Annotated in this window: 15 protein-coding genes; 5 read left to right on the top strand and 10 right to left on the bottom strand. The window is 45.0% G+C overall.

All coding sequences use genetic code 11. The annotated features are described in order from the left end of the window. Positions 1–3,204, top strand: a complete 3,204-nt coding sequence (locus tag IEE83_RS09480) for a SusC/RagA family TonB-linked outer membrane protein (protein ID WP_194120347.1) — start codon at positions 1–3, stop codon at positions 3,202–3,204. Positions 3,205–3,214: 10 nt separating this feature from the next. Next, complete coding sequence (locus tag IEE83_RS09485; RefSeq protein WP_194120348.1) at positions 3,215–4,567, top strand: RagB/SusD family nutrient uptake outer membrane protein; 1,353 nt, start codon at positions 3,215–3,217, stop codon at positions 4,565–4,567. A 72-nt stretch (positions 4,568–4,639) separates the two neighbouring features. On the opposite strand, the gene IEE83_RS09490 is transcribed toward IEE83_RS09485, so the two are convergent. The 5 genes from IEE83_RS09490 to IEE83_RS09510 form a co-directional block, all read right to left on the bottom strand. Beyond that, positions 4,640–4,900, bottom strand: a complete 261-nt coding sequence (locus tag IEE83_RS09490) for a hypothetical protein (RefSeq protein WP_194120349.1) — start codon at positions 4,898–4,900, stop codon at positions 4,640–4,642. A 145-nt stretch (positions 4,901–5,045) separates the two neighbouring features. Then, complete coding sequence (locus tag IEE83_RS33570) at positions 5,046–5,474, bottom strand: MauE/DoxX family redox-associated membrane protein (RefSeq protein ID WP_369009346.1); 429 nt, start codon at positions 5,472–5,474, stop codon at positions 5,046–5,048. A 136-nt stretch (positions 5,475–5,610) separates the two neighbouring features. Continuing rightward, entirely contained in the window at positions 5,611–6,174 is a 564-nt protein-coding gene (locus IEE83_RS09500; protein ID WP_194120351.1) for a Crp/Fnr family transcriptional regulator, read from the bottom strand. A 10-nt stretch (positions 6,175–6,184) separates the two neighbouring features. Next, positions 6,185–7,369: a hypothetical protein gene (locus IEE83_RS09505; protein WP_194120352.1), complete on the bottom strand. Its 1,185-nt coding sequence runs from the start codon at positions 7,367–7,369 to the stop codon at positions 6,185–6,187. Between the two features lie 162 nt (positions 7,370–7,531). After that, positions 7,532–7,675 (bottom strand): hypothetical protein, encoded by a 144-nt coding sequence (locus IEE83_RS09510; protein WP_194120353.1) that lies wholly within the window; start codon positions 7,673–7,675, stop codon positions 7,532–7,534. Positions 7,676–7,873: 198 nt separating this feature from the next. Between IEE83_RS09510 and IEE83_RS09515 the strand changes: the two genes are divergently transcribed. Next, positions 7,874–8,269 (top strand): hypothetical protein, encoded by a 396-nt coding sequence (locus IEE83_RS09515; protein WP_194120354.1) that lies wholly within the window; start codon positions 7,874–7,876, stop codon positions 8,267–8,269. Between the two features lie 62 nt (positions 8,270–8,331). Here IEE83_RS09515 and IEE83_RS09520 read toward each other — a convergent pair whose 3' ends face one another. The 5 genes from IEE83_RS09520 to IEE83_RS09540 all read right to left on the bottom strand — a co-directional run bounded on the left by IEE83_RS09520 (position 8,332) and on the right by IEE83_RS09540 (position 15,021). After that, on the bottom strand, positions 8,332–9,477 hold the full coding sequence (locus IEE83_RS09520; protein WP_194120355.1) for a sensor histidine kinase: 1,146 nt from the start codon (positions 9,475–9,477) through the stop codon (positions 8,332–8,334). 4 nt (positions 9,478–9,481) lie between these two features. Continuing rightward, on the bottom strand, positions 9,482–10,306 hold the full coding sequence (locus IEE83_RS09525) for a LytR/AlgR family response regulator transcription factor (RefSeq protein ID WP_194120356.1): 825 nt from the start codon (positions 10,304–10,306) through the stop codon (positions 9,482–9,484). A 105-nt stretch (positions 10,307–10,411) separates the two neighbouring features. Next, on the bottom strand, positions 10,412–13,537 hold the full coding sequence (locus IEE83_RS09530; protein ID WP_194120357.1) for a lantibiotic dehydratase: 3,126 nt from the start codon (positions 13,535–13,537) through the stop codon (positions 10,412–10,414). A gap of 346 nt (positions 13,538–13,883) precedes the next feature. Then, positions 13,884–14,258, bottom strand: a complete 375-nt coding sequence (locus tag IEE83_RS09535) for a DoxX family protein (protein WP_194120358.1) — start codon at positions 14,256–14,258, stop codon at positions 13,884–13,886. A gap of 19 nt (positions 14,259–14,277) precedes the next feature. Next, complete coding sequence (locus tag IEE83_RS09540) at positions 14,278–15,021, bottom strand: SDR family oxidoreductase (protein WP_194120359.1); 744 nt, start codon at positions 15,019–15,021, stop codon at positions 14,278–14,280. A 96-nt stretch (positions 15,022–15,117) separates the two neighbouring features. Between IEE83_RS09540 and IEE83_RS09545 the strand changes: the two genes are divergently transcribed. Further along, the gene (locus IEE83_RS09545; RefSeq protein WP_194120360.1) at positions 15,118–15,462 is read left to right on the top strand and encodes a winged helix-turn-helix transcriptional regulator; all 345 of its coding nucleotides are present in this window, start codon (positions 15,118–15,120) and stop codon (positions 15,460–15,462) included. A 163-nt stretch (positions 15,463–15,625) separates the two neighbouring features. After that, complete coding sequence (locus IEE83_RS09550) at positions 15,626–16,195, top strand: Crp/Fnr family transcriptional regulator (RefSeq protein ID WP_194120361.1); 570 nt, start codon at positions 15,626–15,628, stop codon at positions 16,193–16,195. Positions 16,196–16,267 lie beyond the last annotated feature (72 nt).

The following is a 16,267-nucleotide window of genomic DNA, read 5'->3' on the forward strand; positions in this document are numbered from 1 at the left end:
ATGAGATTATTTTTAACCCTATTTTTCCTAGGCCTCTTACAAACCCTCAGCGCACAGTCTGTACTGAAGGGTAGGGTAGTTTCCCTACCTGACAGTGCTGCGCTGGCTGGGGCGGTTATCAAGCTGAAAGGTGTAAATCAGGGGGTGACTACCGATGAAAACGGACGGTTTACCCTGGTTACCGAGCTTGATACGCTCAGCCTTCAGATTTCCTATATCGGGTTTCAACCAAGGGAACTAAGGCTTCATTTGCCAGCTCCCAACCTGGTGGTTGCAGGGCTATTGCCCGATGAGAACCAGTTGGGAGAGGTGGTCATTTCCACCGGATATGAAAAGATCCCCAGGGAACGGGCGACAGGTTCCTTCTCTTTTGTGGATAACGCGCTTTTGAACCGAAGGGTAGGGGCGGACATTGTCAGCAGGCTTGACGATGTGGCTGCGGGACTGATCAACAACAGGGGCAAAGGCGGCGCTCAGGGTCTGCTCATACGCGGTCAGAGTACGATCAATTCGGCCGCACGGCCTCTGATTGTCATTGATAATTTTGCTTATGCGGGTGATCTAAATACCATCAATCCTAATGACATTGAAAGTATAACCATCTTAAAAGACGCCGCAGCCGCTTCGATCTGGGGCTCGCGGGCTGGTAATGGTGTGATCGTAATTACGACCAAAAAGGGTAGCGGCAGCGGGGCGGTGCAGATTTCATTAAACTCCAATCTGACCGTGGGAGCAAAGCCGGATCTTTTTTACCAGCCCCGCATGAGCACGGCTGATTATATTGCCAACGAGCGTCATTTATTTGAAAGTGGAGGTTACAGTTCTGCTGAGAAAAGTGCATCTCATTATCCGCTTACGCCGGTATCTGAGCTTTTAATCGCCCAGCGTGATAAAGTGATTTCTGCTGAACAGGCCGAATCGCAGATTCAGAAACTTACCAGCTACGATGTGCGTAATGATTATGAAAAATACCTTTACCAAAGCAGTATCAGCCAGCAGTATGCACTTTCTTTTAAAGGCGGCAGCCCAAAGCACCGCTACTTTGTTTCGGGAGGTTATGACAGGACAAGGCCAAGCGAGGTGGGAAATAGCTCCCAGCGGCTAACATTTAATGCAAACAATACCTTTGTCTTAAGCCCAAAACTGGAATTTTCCGCTGGTATCTACTATGCTGAATCCAAAAGTAAAACCAATAACCCGGGCGCTTTGACCTATACCAATCCGCTTACAGGCAATATCTCTACGGCGATCTATCCTTACGCACAGCTGGCAGATCAGAACGGTAATGCGCTTAGCATTATCAAGGATTACCGTCTTTCCTTTACCGGGCAGGCTCAAAAGCAGGGACTTTTAAACTGGGATTACAGCCCGCTGCAGGAAATGGCTGCGGCGGACAACAGTGTAAAACTGACCGATTACAGGATAAATCTGGGCACTGAATATAAGATACTGCCTTCACTTACTTTTTCGGGTCTTTACCAGTATGGCAGAGGAATCACTGTGTCCAGAAATCTTTACAGTCAAAATACCTACATGGCAAGAAACCTGATCAATCAGCTGACCTCTGTTGACAGCGCGGGTCTTGTGAGACGAAATCTTCCTTTGGGCGGAATCCTGGATCAGTCTGAAAGCGCTTACACTTCCCATAGTGGGCGGGCCCAGCTGCATTACCAGCAGACACTTTTCGGTACAGACGAGCTGACAGTTCTTGCAGGCGCGGAAATCAGAAATTTTTCTACCGAAGGAGGAAGCAGCCGTTATTATGGTTACGATGAGCGGTATGCATCCAATAGCCCGGTGGATTATACCACCGCATTCCGATCTTTTGTCAATCCGGCCACCACACTGCGCATTCCCTTTGTTGACAGCCGATATGGAACGACCGACCGGTATTTGTCCTTTTATGTGAACGGTTCATATACCCTGAAAAAAAAGTATATCTTTTCTGCTAGCGCCAGAAAAGACCAGAGTAATCTTTTTGGCGTAAAAACAAATGATAAAAGCGTTCCGCTTTACTCTTTGGGCGCTGCCTGGAACTTGTCCCAGGAAAGGTTTTTCCATGTGGGTTGGCTTCCGTATTTAAAATTAAGATCCACCTTTGGGTATAGTGGCAACAGCAATACGAATGTGTCTGCCTATACGACAGCCTACATCGAAGGGACTGATTATTATACCGGCGCGCCATATGCTGTGATCAGTAATCCTCCCAACTCCAACCTTCGCTGGGAAAAAGTAAAAAACCTTAATTTTGCTTTGGACTTTGAAACCCGCAACCGGATTCTGTCGGGCACTGTGGAATACTATCTTAAAAAAGGTATCGATTTAATTGGCAGTATGCCTTACCCGGGAAGTTCGGGAGTTAAAACCTTTACGGGCAATTATGCCTCAACGTCAGGACGCGGGTTGGATGTGACGCTGAGCGCCAGAATATTTGACAAAGTATTTAAATGGCAAAGCGATCTGCTTTTTAGCCGCGCGGCAGATAAGGTCACAAAATATGATGTAAAGGCCCTTTCAACGGATTATTTGGGCAATGGGGATGGGACTTCCATCTATCCGTTGGAAGGAAAGCCGTTATACAGCGTATATAGCCTGAAATGGGCGGGGCTTGACCCGCTGACAGGAAACCCACAGGGGTATCTGGGCAGTGAAGTGAGCAAGGACTACGCTTCGATTCTGAAAGCGGATCCTGCCACGCTGGTTTACAATGGCCCGGCCCGGCCTAAACTTTTTGGCGCCCTTCGCAACAGTTTTTCCTGGAAATCACTGGCCTTGTCAGTCAATATCAATTACAGGTTTGGACATTATTTCAGACTTCGCTCGGTTTCCTATACCGATCTAAACAATGGTGTGGTTACCCATAGTGATTACGCGCTCCGTTGGCAGAAGCCTGGAGATGAGCTTACCACTCAGGTGCCTTCAAGCCCTCAGATTTCAAACACCAACCGGGATAACTTTTATGCTTACGCGCAGCCGCTGGTTAAAAAGGCAGATAATATCCGTTTACAGGATATTAACCTGAGCTATAACCTTACAGGCGGTGGGCTGAAAAAATTACCGTTTCACTCGGCAAGCCTTTATTTATATGCCAATAACATTGGCATTCTGTGGAAATCCTACAAAGGAAAACTTGATCCGGATTATGCGCAGGCGGCTTTTGCTCCGGTCCGCAGTTTGAGTCTGGGCGTTAAAATTGATCTTTAAACCTCTGTTTATGAAAGCAAAATATTTTTATCTCCTATTGATCTTAGTCCTGGGTGGTACACTCCCAGGCTGTGAAAGTGATTTTCTTGATGAAAAGCCCAGAAAATCATTACTGGTACCAACAAGCCTTGAAGATTTTCAGGCGCTTCTTGATAATGGACTTCAGCTGATGAATACAGTGCCTTACCACACCTTGCTTGCGGACGGAGATTTTAAACTGACCGACGCGTATTATTTAAGCCAAAGCCAGTTGAACCGGGACACCTATAGTTGGAGTGATCAGGCTCAGCGCACCCTGCCGGGATGGGATACGCCCTACAAGCAGATTTTTAACTGTAATGTGGCATTGGATGGCCTGTCTCAGCTTGGAAAGGATCAGCAGCAAAGTCAGGATTACGCCCAGCTGAAAGCTGCTGCATTATTTTACAGGGCATCGGCCTTTTATCAGCTGGCCCTTCAGTTTGCCCCAGGATACATCGCCGGCGGAGAAAACAGTGCCCCCGGGATTGTACTGCCGCTGCGGGCAGATGTTGATCAGCAGCTGGGCAGAAGCACTGTGAAAGAAACCTATGATAGGATTCTGGCCGATCTGACGCTCGCAGAATCATCTTTGCCCGCGGTAGCTGCTTATCTTTCAAGGCCTGGTAAGCCGGCAGCCCTAGCGCTTTTGGCCCGGGTGTATTTAACTATGCAGGATTATAGTCAGGCACTTTCTTATGCTGAGCAGTGTCTGGGTTTAAAAGGTGGGCTTTTGGATTACAATACCCTGACAGCAACCAGCGCCGCTCCCTTTCCGCTTGCTTTCAATCAGGGTAATACTGAGCTTCTGGTTTTCTCAGAGATGCGCTCCTCACTCTTGGGGAATGCCGCTATTACGGTTGACTCATCGCTCTACAATTCATACCAGCCCGGGGATTTAAGAAAGGTACTTTATTTTAACAGCAGCCGAAATTTTAAAGGAAGCTACACAGGCACGTTATATCCCTTTGCTGGTCTTGCTACCGATGAGGTTTATCTGGTGAAGGCCGAGTGTCAGGCAAGACTGGGAAAAACAGATCAGGCGATGCAGACGCTCAATGCGCTGCTGGAAAAGCGGTGGGCAAAAAAAGATTTCAAGCCGCTTTCGGCAGCCTCTGCGCGCCAGGCGCTGGAGATCATTCTGTTGGAGAGAAGAAAGGAGCTGCTTGGACGTGGAATCCGGTGGGCTGATCTAAAAAGACTCAATCAGGACCCGGCCTTTGCGGTAACGTTGTCAAGAACGATATCTGGGAAGAACTATGTGTTAGCGCCCGGTTCGCAGCGCTACCAGTTTAAAATTCCTGAGGACCAGGTCTCATTTGGCGTGGTTGCACAGAATCCCTAACAGGCAACATTGACAGTCAGTTGATTGTTTTCGAGCCGCCCGTATATTTCGGGCAGCTCGAAAATTAAATTACTACAACAGCGATGCGTCTCCGGCTTGCGATGAGATCACAATACCGGACTCATTGCGCGTCTGGGTACATTCGTTGTCAGGATTTTCATCACAACTCACGGTTCTGCCGGACGGTACTGGTTGCCAGTGCTCTGGTTGTCCTTCGGCAGCGTCATTATAAAATACTGTGTTTGCTACGGTTGTAGCCGAATGAGCCACAGCCAGTCCACCACCCAGCATCAGTGCTGCTGCAAACAGCAAATCAAACTTTAACTTTTTCATAACTTAAAAGATTTAAAATTTTAAAAATGATACACATAATTGGTGCTTACTCTGTTTTCAGGTTTTCAGCAGGCCCGTGCAGGCCATTCCCTGGCGCCAGTAGGGCAGCCCTCCCGGCTGGGCCTACCGCGTCTGATGATATAGATCAGTCCGGGTGCTGCCGCCGGCGCATGCTGCGCATCAGCCAGATCCCGGTAAGAGAAAGCAAAAAGAAAAACATGTTAAAAATAAAATGGAACCCAAATCCCATCGACTTGAGTACGCCACCGCAGCTGCAGGGAACGCGCTCAAATATTTTCAAAAGCACAAGGCCCATGTATGTTGTAAAAACAAGCATCATACATGCTGATAGATATAGTCCCAAAATGCGTACAGGCGGGCTTAACAATAGGCCAACAGACAAAAGTTCTGCCGAAGGAATTAGCCACAGCAGCAGTGGAACGGACCAGCGCGGAACTGTTTGGTTTAGCAGCTCCCTTTCGAATGTGCCAAGGTCGGTTAGTTTTGCTATCGCCGTGTAAAAGAATAGAAAAACCAGAAGAGCAGTGATCAGTCGGAGCATGGTCAATTTCATTGCGCTTGTATTTTAAAGTTGGTTTGGTCAGCACGTCAATAAGCCGGCCTGCAATAAAACTAGATTGAAAAAGTGCCGGTTAACTTCCTGTTTCATAAGTGAATCAAACTTTCTTTTGCTTATGGGCGGATATTATTCATGTTGATTTTCTTCTGATTTCGCTCAAACGGCCCGGGGAGATTTCCAAATAACTTGCAATGTCCTGAAGAAGAAGGCGGTGCGAAGGAAAATGCTGCTTGAAGATCCTGTAAGCTTCCCGGCCGCCAAGCGAGCACAGGTAGGACCGTAGTTCGCCAAGGTTGCGGTCGGTCAGAAGCATTTTTGCCGAAAGTTTGGAGGCTTCCGGAAAAGTGTGGTAAAGGAAAATCAGACTGGCGCTGGTCAGTGTGGCCAGGCGGCTGTCTTCCAGAAGCACAATGTGTTCGGCGGTGAATGCAGGCGGTTGGACTCCCTTGGCCAGCAGCATGATTTCGCCCTGCTTCCAAAAACGTGTAATATGTTCTTTTCCATTTTGATCATAATAAACGCCTTTCGCCAGGCCTGATTCAATAAACCAGATTCCGGGGATGGCAGCGGTATGGCTGAGTACCTGACCTTTTTTCAGGTTTTTGCTGCTAATGGCAGCCTCCAGTGCAGCGCTGAACTGCAAACTCAGCATGTATAAGCCCGATAGGTAAGCGGTGAGTTTTTGTTTTTTCATATTTGATTTATTAATATTCCTTAAGCCATTTGATTACGGATTCCAGCGTCTGGATTGCAATTACCTTGTCGCGCTCTTCGAAAGTGTATGCTTTCGAGCGCATACTTTCCCAACTGATGTGCTGTCTTCGGACTGTGGATAAAAAAGGTGCAATGGCATGAAAAACTGCATTCATTGAAGTCGCCTTGATGATACGCAGTGAGTCCAGAGCCCGTAGAATGAGTGCGATCTGATCAACCGAAAGAAAGCACATAACCTTAAAGGGCTGCGGCTCAGGGGGCTGCTCTTCAGATGGCAGCGGTTTCATCTGCCACTGCTGTTTTGTTTCCAGATAAAGGATCTCCTGGCTGAACCAGTGATCGACCGTTTTGGCAAGATCTGGTTCGTCCTGGCTGAAGCGGGCACCGATCCTTCGGTGCATCTGGCTGAACTGCTTGCGGCTCAAAAGCAGCTGCTCAATTTTTTGAGGGATGGGTCCAACATCGTCTATTCTTCGGGCAATACTTTCTGTGTAATACCGAATAAAGGCGCGGCTGTTAAAATTTAAATAAACCGAAATGTCTATCAGCGCATTGTGAATCTGGCTCTTTTCTTCCAGAAGGCCGATTTGACGAAGATTTTTTACCATTTCTTTTTTGTAAAAGATCTCTGCGAACGTGATACCGGGCAGCGTGCTTTCAAAATGGGTGAGTGTGCTCAGAAGGATGCCGATCAGATCCTGATTGCCATCCTGGTTCAAAAAAAGCGATTGTAAATGGCTGGCCTGTAAAGCGATCTCTTTTTTGGTTTCAGCAAGGTAGGCAGCCGGAACAATTTCCTGAGGCGGTATCATTCCGTTGAAACGGGTCTCAAGAAAAGTAAGCAGCTCATAGATACTGCTTTTAAGATAATCTGAAACGGCAACCATAAGAACACTTTCGGAAGGGATTGCCAAAGCATTTTCACAGGCAAGATCCAGTAGTGCCAGCAGCCGGATGTGCTGCTGCCGTACAAATTGGTCTAGCTTTTGTCTGCCTGAAAGCTGCAGACCCACAGCATTCAGGTAGGAAAAGTATTGATGTTTTTGTTCATCGATTTTATCTTTTATTGCTTCAGATTGATTGCGCGTCAGCATAGGCTGCTGCTGATGGGACGTGCTTAGAGCAACTGTGATAATAAAATCCAGCCAGTCCAGCGTGTATGTTCTTGGGATCATGGGCACCTTGTTGGTTTAAACTTAAAATTTTCATTTAACTGAGGTTAGGTGAAAACCAGAGGAAGGAGGTAACGAAAGCTGCCGGTGCTGGGGCGGGTAGGCGGTTTAATGCAAAAGGCAGCTGCTTTGTTTGCAGCTGCCTTCAAAGCGAATCCTGGAACCTTACCTGATTGCTGTAAAAGTACAGACCAGACCACTGGTGGTGATCGCGCTGGTATCAACGGGCCTGACCTGGCCCTGCCAGATAGCTCCTTTAAAACGGCAAATAATTTTTCTTTCCAGCTTTAAACGGACGTCTTGTTTCATGATTTTTTAACTTTTAGTGAATGATAAATCAACACACAAAACAAGCAGTGCAAAGACGGAGCTTTAAATTTTAGGGATCAAAGCTGGTTTTCCGGCTTTGAAATAGTCCTAATCAGATTTTAACGGTATAAACTTTTAACAGCACAGCAGTGAAATCTGCGGTCCGGACCAAAATAACCGGTACCAAAATTATATGTTATGGAAAATATGATTATCCCAGACGATTATTTCTGTATATCAGAACCGCTTTGGACTTCTTTAATCAGCGGCAGTAATGCCGATCAGCAGTGTTTTCTGCTGGTTAGAAAGCTGCATTTTTCAGATGTACAGATTGTTAACCCAGAAGGAAGGATCCTTGGATATGACGCTGTCGAAGACTGCTTTTTTGATACCGGCCGCTATGATAGAGCCATTTCTAGCCATTTCGCGCAGACAGAAAGAGGTGGTTTGTCTATCCCGGTTTTAGGCTGGGCTGCTTTGCTTTATCTTTTAATCAGATTTTCAGCGGGCATTTTTCTTTCTATGCATGCAAGCAATCAGTTAAGGCCTCTTATCGAGCTGCCTTTTCTGGCTCCGCTGGGTGCTCTTTTGTAGTCAGATTGCCACGCTCGGCACTTTGATCTGGCGCCGGATACAATTGAAATGTAAAGTAAATGTCATGCAGAAGTTTCCCGGATTGGAATGCGCATGTGCACTGAGAAATCACTTTTTGTCTTGGTGATTTCGAAGGAGTGGTTACCGGGGAAATACATTTCCAGCCTTTTTCGGGTATTTTTAAGACCAATACCAGAGCCTCGTTCCTTTTTTTTATTGACCGGGTGCGTCGGGATTGAATTCGTTATTTTAAAGCTGAGCCAGCCCGGTTCGGTTTTAAGCTCTATTTGCAGATGGCTGGACAGGTAGTTGGGATATACCCCGTGCTTAAAGGCGTTTTCGGTCAACGTCAAAAGCACCAGTGTTGGGATTTGTTGCTGCTCTGTGAGCGGTCCGTTTTGAAACACGGATACTTCCAGCCGATTTGAAAAGCGCCTTGACTCCAGCTTCACGTAGCTAAGGACAATCTCAAATTCACCATGCAGACTGGTCCACTGATTTCTGGACTGACGCAGTGAAAACTGCAGTACATCGATCAGATTTTCGAGGTATTCTGCTACGCTTTTTTTGATGGGAAGAATTTCGGTATAGGCCGCATCAAGGGCGTTGAGAATAAAATGGGGTGATGGCTGTGATCTTAACGCGACAAGTTCATTTTGAAGCTGCTGATTTTTTAGATCACGGCTCAATAGCTGAGCCCTTACGCCAAGCTTGATCATTTTAAGGCCTAACGGTAAAAAAAGCACCTGTATTTCCTGAAAATCGTAAATAAAGTAGAGCCACTCCACCCCGCTTCGTTGCCAGAACGGTTTACCATAAACGGATTGAAGAATTTTAAAGCCAGCAGAAAGGTTGCCTACTGCATAGAGCTGATCGAGCAGGTTAAAAACCAGCGCGGTAAAAAGATGCATCAGCGCCGCCATTGAAAGCAGTGTGGCCACAAAGAGCCTGCCACCACTGATGTAGCGTCTTAGGTAAAGGTAGACTGCCGTTGAGAGATAAAAAACAGGAATGAATCTAAAATAATAAAAGCTGTATGATACAATCCAGACCTTATTAAAATCAATATCCTTATAATGGGGCACAAAAAATGCCAGATGGAAAGCCAGGAAGGCCAGCCAGAACAGCAAATGATTTGCTATTCTTTGCCGGCCACTCTGACGCTCTATCAAGTATCTTCCAGCAAAGTCCTGTGAGAACTTATCCATAATATTACATAAGCCTTTTAAAAATTTCGTTTCTGGCATCGGCCGTGATCTTGGCCCGGTTACCATTGCTCATAATCAGCTCATTGCCTTCAATTTCAGAAATCTCATCGCGGTTTACAATGTAAGAACGGTGCGTGAGCACAAAGTTTTCCGGAAGGCCGTCACTTAGACTGCTCATCGTCAGCCTGGTTGTGTAAAAGCGGCTGCGGTTGTAAATGTGTACGTAATTGGCTTTGCTTTCAATCAGCACCAGTTCCTTGTATAGTATCGGAATAAGCTTTTTATGGTCCTTAATCCAAAGCGTTTTCTCATTAAAAACCACATGGTCTGTAGCTAGTGCAGCGGGATCTTGTTTTTTATTTTCCTGATGATCCGCCCTTACAGTTTCAACAGGATCAGCAGGCACAATTGGCAGGGGCGGCTCCGGTTGAAATCCTGATATTTTTCTTTGGGTAAATCTGTTAAGTAGCTTATGCGCCGTTTTTACAAACTTTTTTGAGGTGACCGGTTTTAAAAGGAAATCGGCAACATCGTAGTCAAATCCGTCGACAGCGTACTCGACATGTGCCGTAGTTAGCACAACCAGCACGTTTTGCTTGTCAATAATCTCCAGCAGATCCAGTCCTGTCAAGTAGGGCATATTCACATCCAGAAAAATTACGTCGGGTGTGAAGTGGGAAAGCACCTCAAGAGCCTCGACCCCATTCAGACAACTGCCTGCAAACCCCAGCCAGGGGACGCTTTCCATGTGAAATTTAAGTGTGCTGTGCGCATGCGGCTCATCATCAATGATCAGACATTGTAAAGGTTTGATTTCATCTTCTTTCATCGCTTACTTCGTTTAAGTTAATAGTTTCTACGAATGCTGCGGCTAATTGTCTGGTTAATGGTCTATAAGTGAATTTAAATAGTTGACCGGTTACATGCAAACGAATTATACTGAAATTTTCAGATGTTGGTAATATTTCCATGCAGAGTCGTAAAACTTCTCTAAATAGTGATAGATGACTAATTCTTGGCGCCGCTGCTCAGCACTAAACCAGCGGTTCAGATGCATGTGTATTAAATGAGCAGTGAGCTCATGTCTTGCCGGTAGATCAAGCTTGTGGTGGTGTTGAAGAATTAAACCGAACGCCTTGGTTCTGTCTTCAAAAAGTTTACTGAGCCTGATATCGTCAGATAAGAGCGAAGCCGAGTCGCTCATCACTGCTGAGATCTTTATTTTTTCTAGCCGGTAATTGTGGTCCATAACCACAAGATCCTCAGCAGTGTCAAGTTCTTCTGCCAGGGTTTTATGAAGTTTTTTAACAAGCTCAATTTTGGAACCCAGATCAAGGCCTAATGCAGAAAACAGCTCGTCCGCTGAGCGCAGCGCTGCAAGCCAGTACGTATCCGGGTCTATATTTTGCCGAAGTAGCGGCAAAGCGTGGCTGACAAATATGCTGTCATAAAAAAATAGCGATTCCACAGCATCATAATCCAGCATGTGATAGCGTTCCAACTCTCTTTGGTAAGTCTCTATTTGCATTTTTGAAACGGACTGCTCACGAAGACTCTGAGCCATGACCGGGTGCAGGCGGGATAAAACCAGTATCCAGAAATCGGGGCTGCTTCCATGAAAAAAGCGGATTCTTAAATGTGGTGCCGGATCCTGGTAGCGGACAAAAAACCATTTTTCGATCTGCTTACTTTCAATCAGCGTGTTACAAAGCGGCGCTATATAAGTTTCAAGAATCTGGTCTGAGTTGCCCTGAGAGCAGTAAATTTTTACATAAAGCCACTGGCTTCCGACGCTAAAATCTACACCGGCGTTTTGCTGAGCTGTGGCTTTTTGTTTTGTATACGACGGTCCAAGCCGGTTTTGTGAACTTGCCGCTTTAAAAGGGATAATAATTTCATTGGCAACAGCCTGGCCCTGATCCCTTAGCCAGCTGCGGGAGCCCTGCAGGTACTCGGTCAGGATGATTCGTCCGTTTTTTTTTACAAATTCTTTTAGCAGCACCATTGCAGGTATGCTTTTCGCATCGATCAGAAGCTGATGGTCGGCCTCGCCGATTTGAAAATAACGGGGGATACTAAGCTTTCTGCTTATTTTCTGCCAGGCTGCCACCGGTTCTGCTGTGGTCTCGATGAACTCTTCAAGGACTGTTTTATCAAGGTTCCAGCAGGCCTTGCTAAGAATCCAGTGTTTGTAGCTGACTCTGGGAAGCCTTGGCATCTGCGAAAGCGATCCCCAATCCCAATGCAGGTAGGCGCCTGCGCTGTGCTGAGAGAATTCACATAGAAACCGGTAAAGGGGAAGGCCGTTTCTATAATCGTGCGCACTGGTAAGCATTGGGATGACATGCCTTTCAAGCCGCTTGCTGGTCAATAAAAGCTGCTTCCCATCGGAGCTGATCATCAGATCATCCGGGGTGATCTGAAAATGCAGATCTTTATTACTTATGGAAAGATAAGGGATTTCGTAGGTTCTTATTTCAGCTCTTGCCATAATATTGGCCTCTTTAAAACCTGGAAAGTGACTGATCTCTGCATAGACAGCATCTTTTAAAGCGGTCTGCTGCGTGCCGGTAGCCTGCTTCAAAAGGCCTGCAAGCTGCTTGTCGCTGCTGCTTAAACGGCTGATTAAATTCAGTGATGAGGGGCCGCCCATACCCTTAAATTCGAAATTAAAATACCCTTGGTCCATTTCCTTTTCAGTACGCGCCAGAATACTTCCAAACAAATAAAATTCAGAAGGAAAATTATCCTTTGCTTTCACGCTGTGCTCAGCCAATATTGACTCTGTAAGCCTAATGCTCCATTCGTTATTTGAAAGCGCCTTCTGATAGGCTTCCTGAGCAAAGCGATTTACTTTTTGTTCTTTCGAGATTTTTGCCGGATTTTGCTGTAATCCCTCCAAGAGCGGAAAGATTCCTCGTGCACCGGGTTTTAAAGTGCCATAACCTACGCCATAGTCAAAATCAAGCGCCTGCAAAAGCGGAACCTTTTTTTGCCCGTAGCGTTCGTAAAGAGCACTGGCAAAATTGTCAAGGTCTGTAAATGATGGTTTTTGCATCAGTGGGCTTAGCTCTTGCATATCTTTTAAAATCAAGCTGATCACCCGTTGGCTAAGTGTGCATAATTCTGTTTTAAAGCGAACATCAGCCCGGATCAGATTTTTGGCGCTAAATGAAGGAAATGCTTTTTGAAGCATATCTTTAAGCTTTGTGTGCTGCTTTTCGATTGCTTCCGGCTTTAAGAGAAAATTCTGAAAGGTTTTAAGTATCTCGGATTCGCGGGATTGGTGATGACTCTGAAAGGTGCGCACAAAGCGCTCAATAAAATCCTCACCGGTAATGTTAAGCATGTGACTGCTGACAAGCAGCTGCGCCTGGATCAAATCTGCTATCCAATCATAGGCCTGCTGCTGATTTATTTTTTCCTTCAGTAGGATATCAATAAGCTCAGCGGGCGTAGCACCGTTTCTTGCAAATGATAAGATTTTCTCCAGTAAAACATCTGCGTTTATTTCAGAAAGTATAAAATCTGTCTGTGCTCCCTGAACTTCTCTATACAGGTAACGGTAATAGCCAGCCACCCTGTATAGAGAAGTGTTTGGGAAGTATTTGGAATTTGTGTCAGCTAGCGGTTCATTACTGATTATCTGGCTGGTCAGCTCATATGCGAGCTGCATGTCAGCCTTTGTAAAACATATCAGTCGATCTGTTTTAGGAAAGCGTACATGGGTGACTTCCTTAAAGCTACCCGGGAAATAACCTGCAAAAAGACCAAATGGCGTACAGCGTGTGGCAGATCTTATCAAATACTTGTAAAGCGTATAGATCACCTTTTTCTTATTGCCAATGGGTTCATCTCCAAGAAAAGCAAGCATCAGATCATGAAGCTGTGGGGAGGCAAGATAAATTCCTTGCTGCAGGATCGGGTCGGAAAAGATCGTCTTAAGTCCGAGCTCCAAAGCGTTTTCATTCTCTGAGATCTTCTTTTGAAAGTCATAATAGGCTTGCATGGAAAGAAGAGGCCTTCTTAAAATGAAAAATTGGTGCGTTTTGATGTTCATAACAGTCTGATTATAAGATTGATGTTCGAATCTTATAATCCATGTAATGAATTTTTAATCTGTGGGACGAATCCTATATTTACGCTTTGAAATCTGAGGTTTCTGCTTTTAAAGCATTTGGAACAAAGCAGATCCGCATTACCTTGGATACAACCAGGCCAGGCTTTTTCACTGCTTTGATTAATAGCTTTCAATATTATTGGGAAATAAGCTTATTTGAATCAATCTGGTGCTGGTGTAGATTAACTGGCTTATTATGCTTCACCAAATGGCCAAAGCTGTAATTTAGGCCGTGAGATTATCGATGTTATAATTTTAAGAATCTGACCTGGCCCTCTCGTTGAGCTTACTTTGACTTACCTAAAATTCTACTGGTTAATTCCTCAAATCGGATAATAGCCGTTATCCATACCAAGGCCTCAATGGCCATAGGGAATTTAATGTTTTGCTGATGCTGCAGATGCGTAGCAATGGCGCCGCCTAAATAAGAAGACAGCAGCAGTGTTCCCAGTATTGCTGTTCTTGGATGCACAAATAATACGACCGATAAAATCTCGATGACTCCCAGGAGCGAATAAGTACTTGCTGATAGCCCAAACGAAGCGCCCATTTGCAAAGCATGTTCACTTGCTGTAATCTTGTCTACCGCTGATGCGCCAAGCGTTAAGCCGATGATTCCGCTTAACACCCAGCTGATAATATTTTTTGTCTTTGCTGTCATTTTCTAGCCGGTTATTTTTTTATAATGCCATACCACCATCAATGAAAAAATCACCCCCGGTGATAAAAGAGGATTTAGCGTTATCAGAAAGGTAGGCGACCATTTTAGCTACATCTTGTGGTACTCCCATTTTTGCGAGGGGAACCTGACTGATGATCTGTGTTTTCATTGCGCTCAAAACCTGTTGATCCATACCAAACTTTGTCTGCATTTCCGTATCAGTCGGCCCGGGGCTAACGATGTTCACCCTGATCTTTCTTGGAGCAAGCTCTTTTGCTGCGATCTTTGCCAAATGACTGACCGCGGACTTACTTGCTGAATACACAGCGCTGTTTTCCATGGCAAGTGCCGTGTTGCCAGAGGATAAAAAGACGACCGAAGCGCCGTCATTAAGGACCGGAAGAAATTTTTGAAGTGTAAAAAAGCTTCCCTTAAAATTGACATCGACCATTGTGTCAAAATGCTCTTCTGAAGTGTAGGCAAGCGGAGTGAAGAAAGCCACGCCGGCGTTGATGAATAACACATCTACTTTGCCCAGCGAATCATTTATATACGCTACAAGATCATCTATTTGCGATAAATTTCTCTGGTCGGTCAACTTATGGTAGACATCAAGTTCTTTTGAGGCCTGATCCAATGCGTTTTCTCTTTTCCCGGTTATGACCACGGTGGCTCCCTGCGATTTAAATTCTTTTGCTGTGGCATAACCAATTCCACTGTTGCCTCCCGTTATGACAACGAGTTTGTCTTTGAAATTTTCCATTTTGAAAGTATTTGATTGAGTTGCAAAGGTTGTCCATTAATAGGGTATATTTGTAACCAATTACATAAAGGTAAGTAGTTACAAATAGGTAAGTATATGGGAGATCAATCAGAGATAGCATGCAAAAATGTGCATTCAGCAATACAGGACACCTTATATGTTGTCAATGGAAAATGGAAGTTGCTAATTCTTTCCATCTTGGTTAATGAGGGTACAAAACGATTCGGCCAGCTGGCAAAGGAGTCTGGAATTTCCACCCGGATTCTATCCCAGCAGTTGCAGGAGCTTGAAACCAACCAGTTGGTCGGCAGAAAAGTTTGCGACACAAAACCAGTTACCGTTGAGTACTCTGCAACTCCTTATGCGGCGACACTCAAGGAAGTCATTGACGCAATGATCCGCTGGGGCCAGAACCATAAAAGAAAGATCGTCACAAGTTAAATTTGGATTTGCCTTCGTAAGGGTGCAGATCAGCTATACTCACTAGCTGTTTAAATGTAATAGTCAAAAAAGGAAATTACCAGGTTGCAGATAAGGCTGCTGAAAGTTTAAGTACCATAATCTTTAAATGAGCCACAGACTATTTTGAAAGCTATACCATTCCATGATAAGCAGCTTACTTGATAACATACAACATCTGATCACGCTTAGCGAGTCAGAGAAAGACATTGTAAGCTCTCTTTTTAAAGAAAAAACTTACAAAAAAGGAGAATTTTTTTTATCCGAAGGGCAAATTTGTAAACAGGTAGGATTTATTGCCAAAGGATTAATGAGATACTATATTAATCACGATGGGGAAGAAAAAACTTATTCTTTTTCCCAGGAAAACCAGTACGTATGCAATTATGAAAGTTTTCTTCCGCAAAGCCCATCTTCAAAAATTATTCAGGCATTAGAAGACAGTGACGTCTTTGTCATTTCACATAGTGACCTGCAGATACTTTATGCGAGTGTTCGCCAGGGGGAACGTTATGGCCGCATTGCGATTGAGGCCGTTTTTCTACAAATGATAAAGGACATTAGTTCTTTTTATACAGAAACGTCTAAGCTCCGTTATGAGCGGTTTATAAAAGAACATGCAGACCTGCAACAAAGGGTTTCCCAGTATCATGTTGCTTCATTTGTGGGCGTCAAACCGCAATCGCTGAGCCGTATCCGTAAAAGAATTTTTTAGCCCATATTGATTTGTTAACCCAGGTGCATTAATGCCGGCTGTTGTACTGATAGTTTTGTGTCATCATTTAAC

The sequence above is a fragment of the Dyadobacter subterraneus genome, from assembly GCF_015221875.1.
Taxonomy (GTDB): domain Bacteria; phylum Bacteroidota; class Bacteroidia; order Cytophagales; family Spirosomataceae; genus Dyadobacter; species Dyadobacter subterraneus.

What these genes read in the sequence shown, in the direction of transcription:
- IEE83_RS09525 (WP_194120356.1), bottom strand. Translation starts at nt 10,306, where the DNA reads ATGAAAGAAGATGAAATCAAACCTTTACAATGTCTGATCATTGATGAT.
- IEE83_RS09535 (WP_194120358.1), bottom strand. Translation starts at nt 14,258, where the DNA reads ATGACAGCAAAGACAAAAAATATTATCAGCTGGGTGTTAAGCGGAATC.
- IEE83_RS09485 (WP_194120348.1), top strand. Translation starts at nt 3,215, where the DNA reads ATGAAAGCAAAATATTTTTATCTCCTATTGATCTTAGTCCTGGGTGGT.
- IEE83_RS09545 (WP_194120360.1), top strand. Translation starts at nt 15,118, where the DNA reads ATGGGAGATCAATCAGAGATAGCATGCAAAAATGTGCATTCAGCAATA.
- IEE83_RS09500 (WP_194120351.1), bottom strand. Translation starts at nt 6,174, where the DNA reads ATGAAAAAACAAAAACTCACCGCTTACCTATCGGGCTTATACATGCTG.
- IEE83_RS33570 (WP_369009346.1), bottom strand. Translation starts at nt 5,474, where the DNA reads ATGAAATTGACCATGCTCCGACTGATCACTGCTCTTCTGGTTTTTCTA.
- IEE83_RS09490 (WP_194120349.1), bottom strand. Translation starts at nt 4,900, where the DNA reads ATGAAAAAGTTAAAGTTTGATTTGCTGTTTGCAGCAGCACTGATGCTG.
- IEE83_RS09520 (WP_194120355.1), bottom strand. Translation starts at nt 9,477, where the DNA reads ATGGATAAGTTCTCACAGGACTTTGCTGGAAGATACTTGATAGAGCGT.
- IEE83_RS09550 (WP_194120361.1), top strand. Translation starts at nt 15,626, where the DNA reads ATGATAAGCAGCTTACTTGATAACATACAACATCTGATCACGCTTAGC.
- IEE83_RS09505 (WP_194120352.1), bottom strand. Translation starts at nt 7,369, where the DNA reads ATGATCCCAAGAACATACACGCTGGACTGGCTGGATTTTATTATCACA.
- IEE83_RS09510 (WP_194120353.1), bottom strand. Translation starts at nt 7,675, where the DNA reads ATGAAACAAGACGTCCGTTTAAAGCTGGAAAGAAAAATTATTTGCCGT.
- IEE83_RS09515 (WP_194120354.1), top strand. Translation starts at nt 7,874, where the DNA reads ATGGAAAATATGATTATCCCAGACGATTATTTCTGTATATCAGAACCG.
- IEE83_RS09480 (WP_194120347.1), top strand. Translation starts at nt 1, where the DNA reads ATGAGATTATTTTTAACCCTATTTTTCCTAGGCCTCTTACAAACCCTC.
- IEE83_RS09540 (WP_194120359.1), bottom strand. Translation starts at nt 15,021, where the DNA reads ATGGAAAATTTCAAAGACAAACTCGTTGTCATAACGGGAGGCAACAGT.
- IEE83_RS09530 (WP_194120357.1), bottom strand. Translation starts at nt 13,537, where the DNA reads ATGAACATCAAAACGCACCAATTTTTCATTTTAAGAAGGCCTCTTCTT.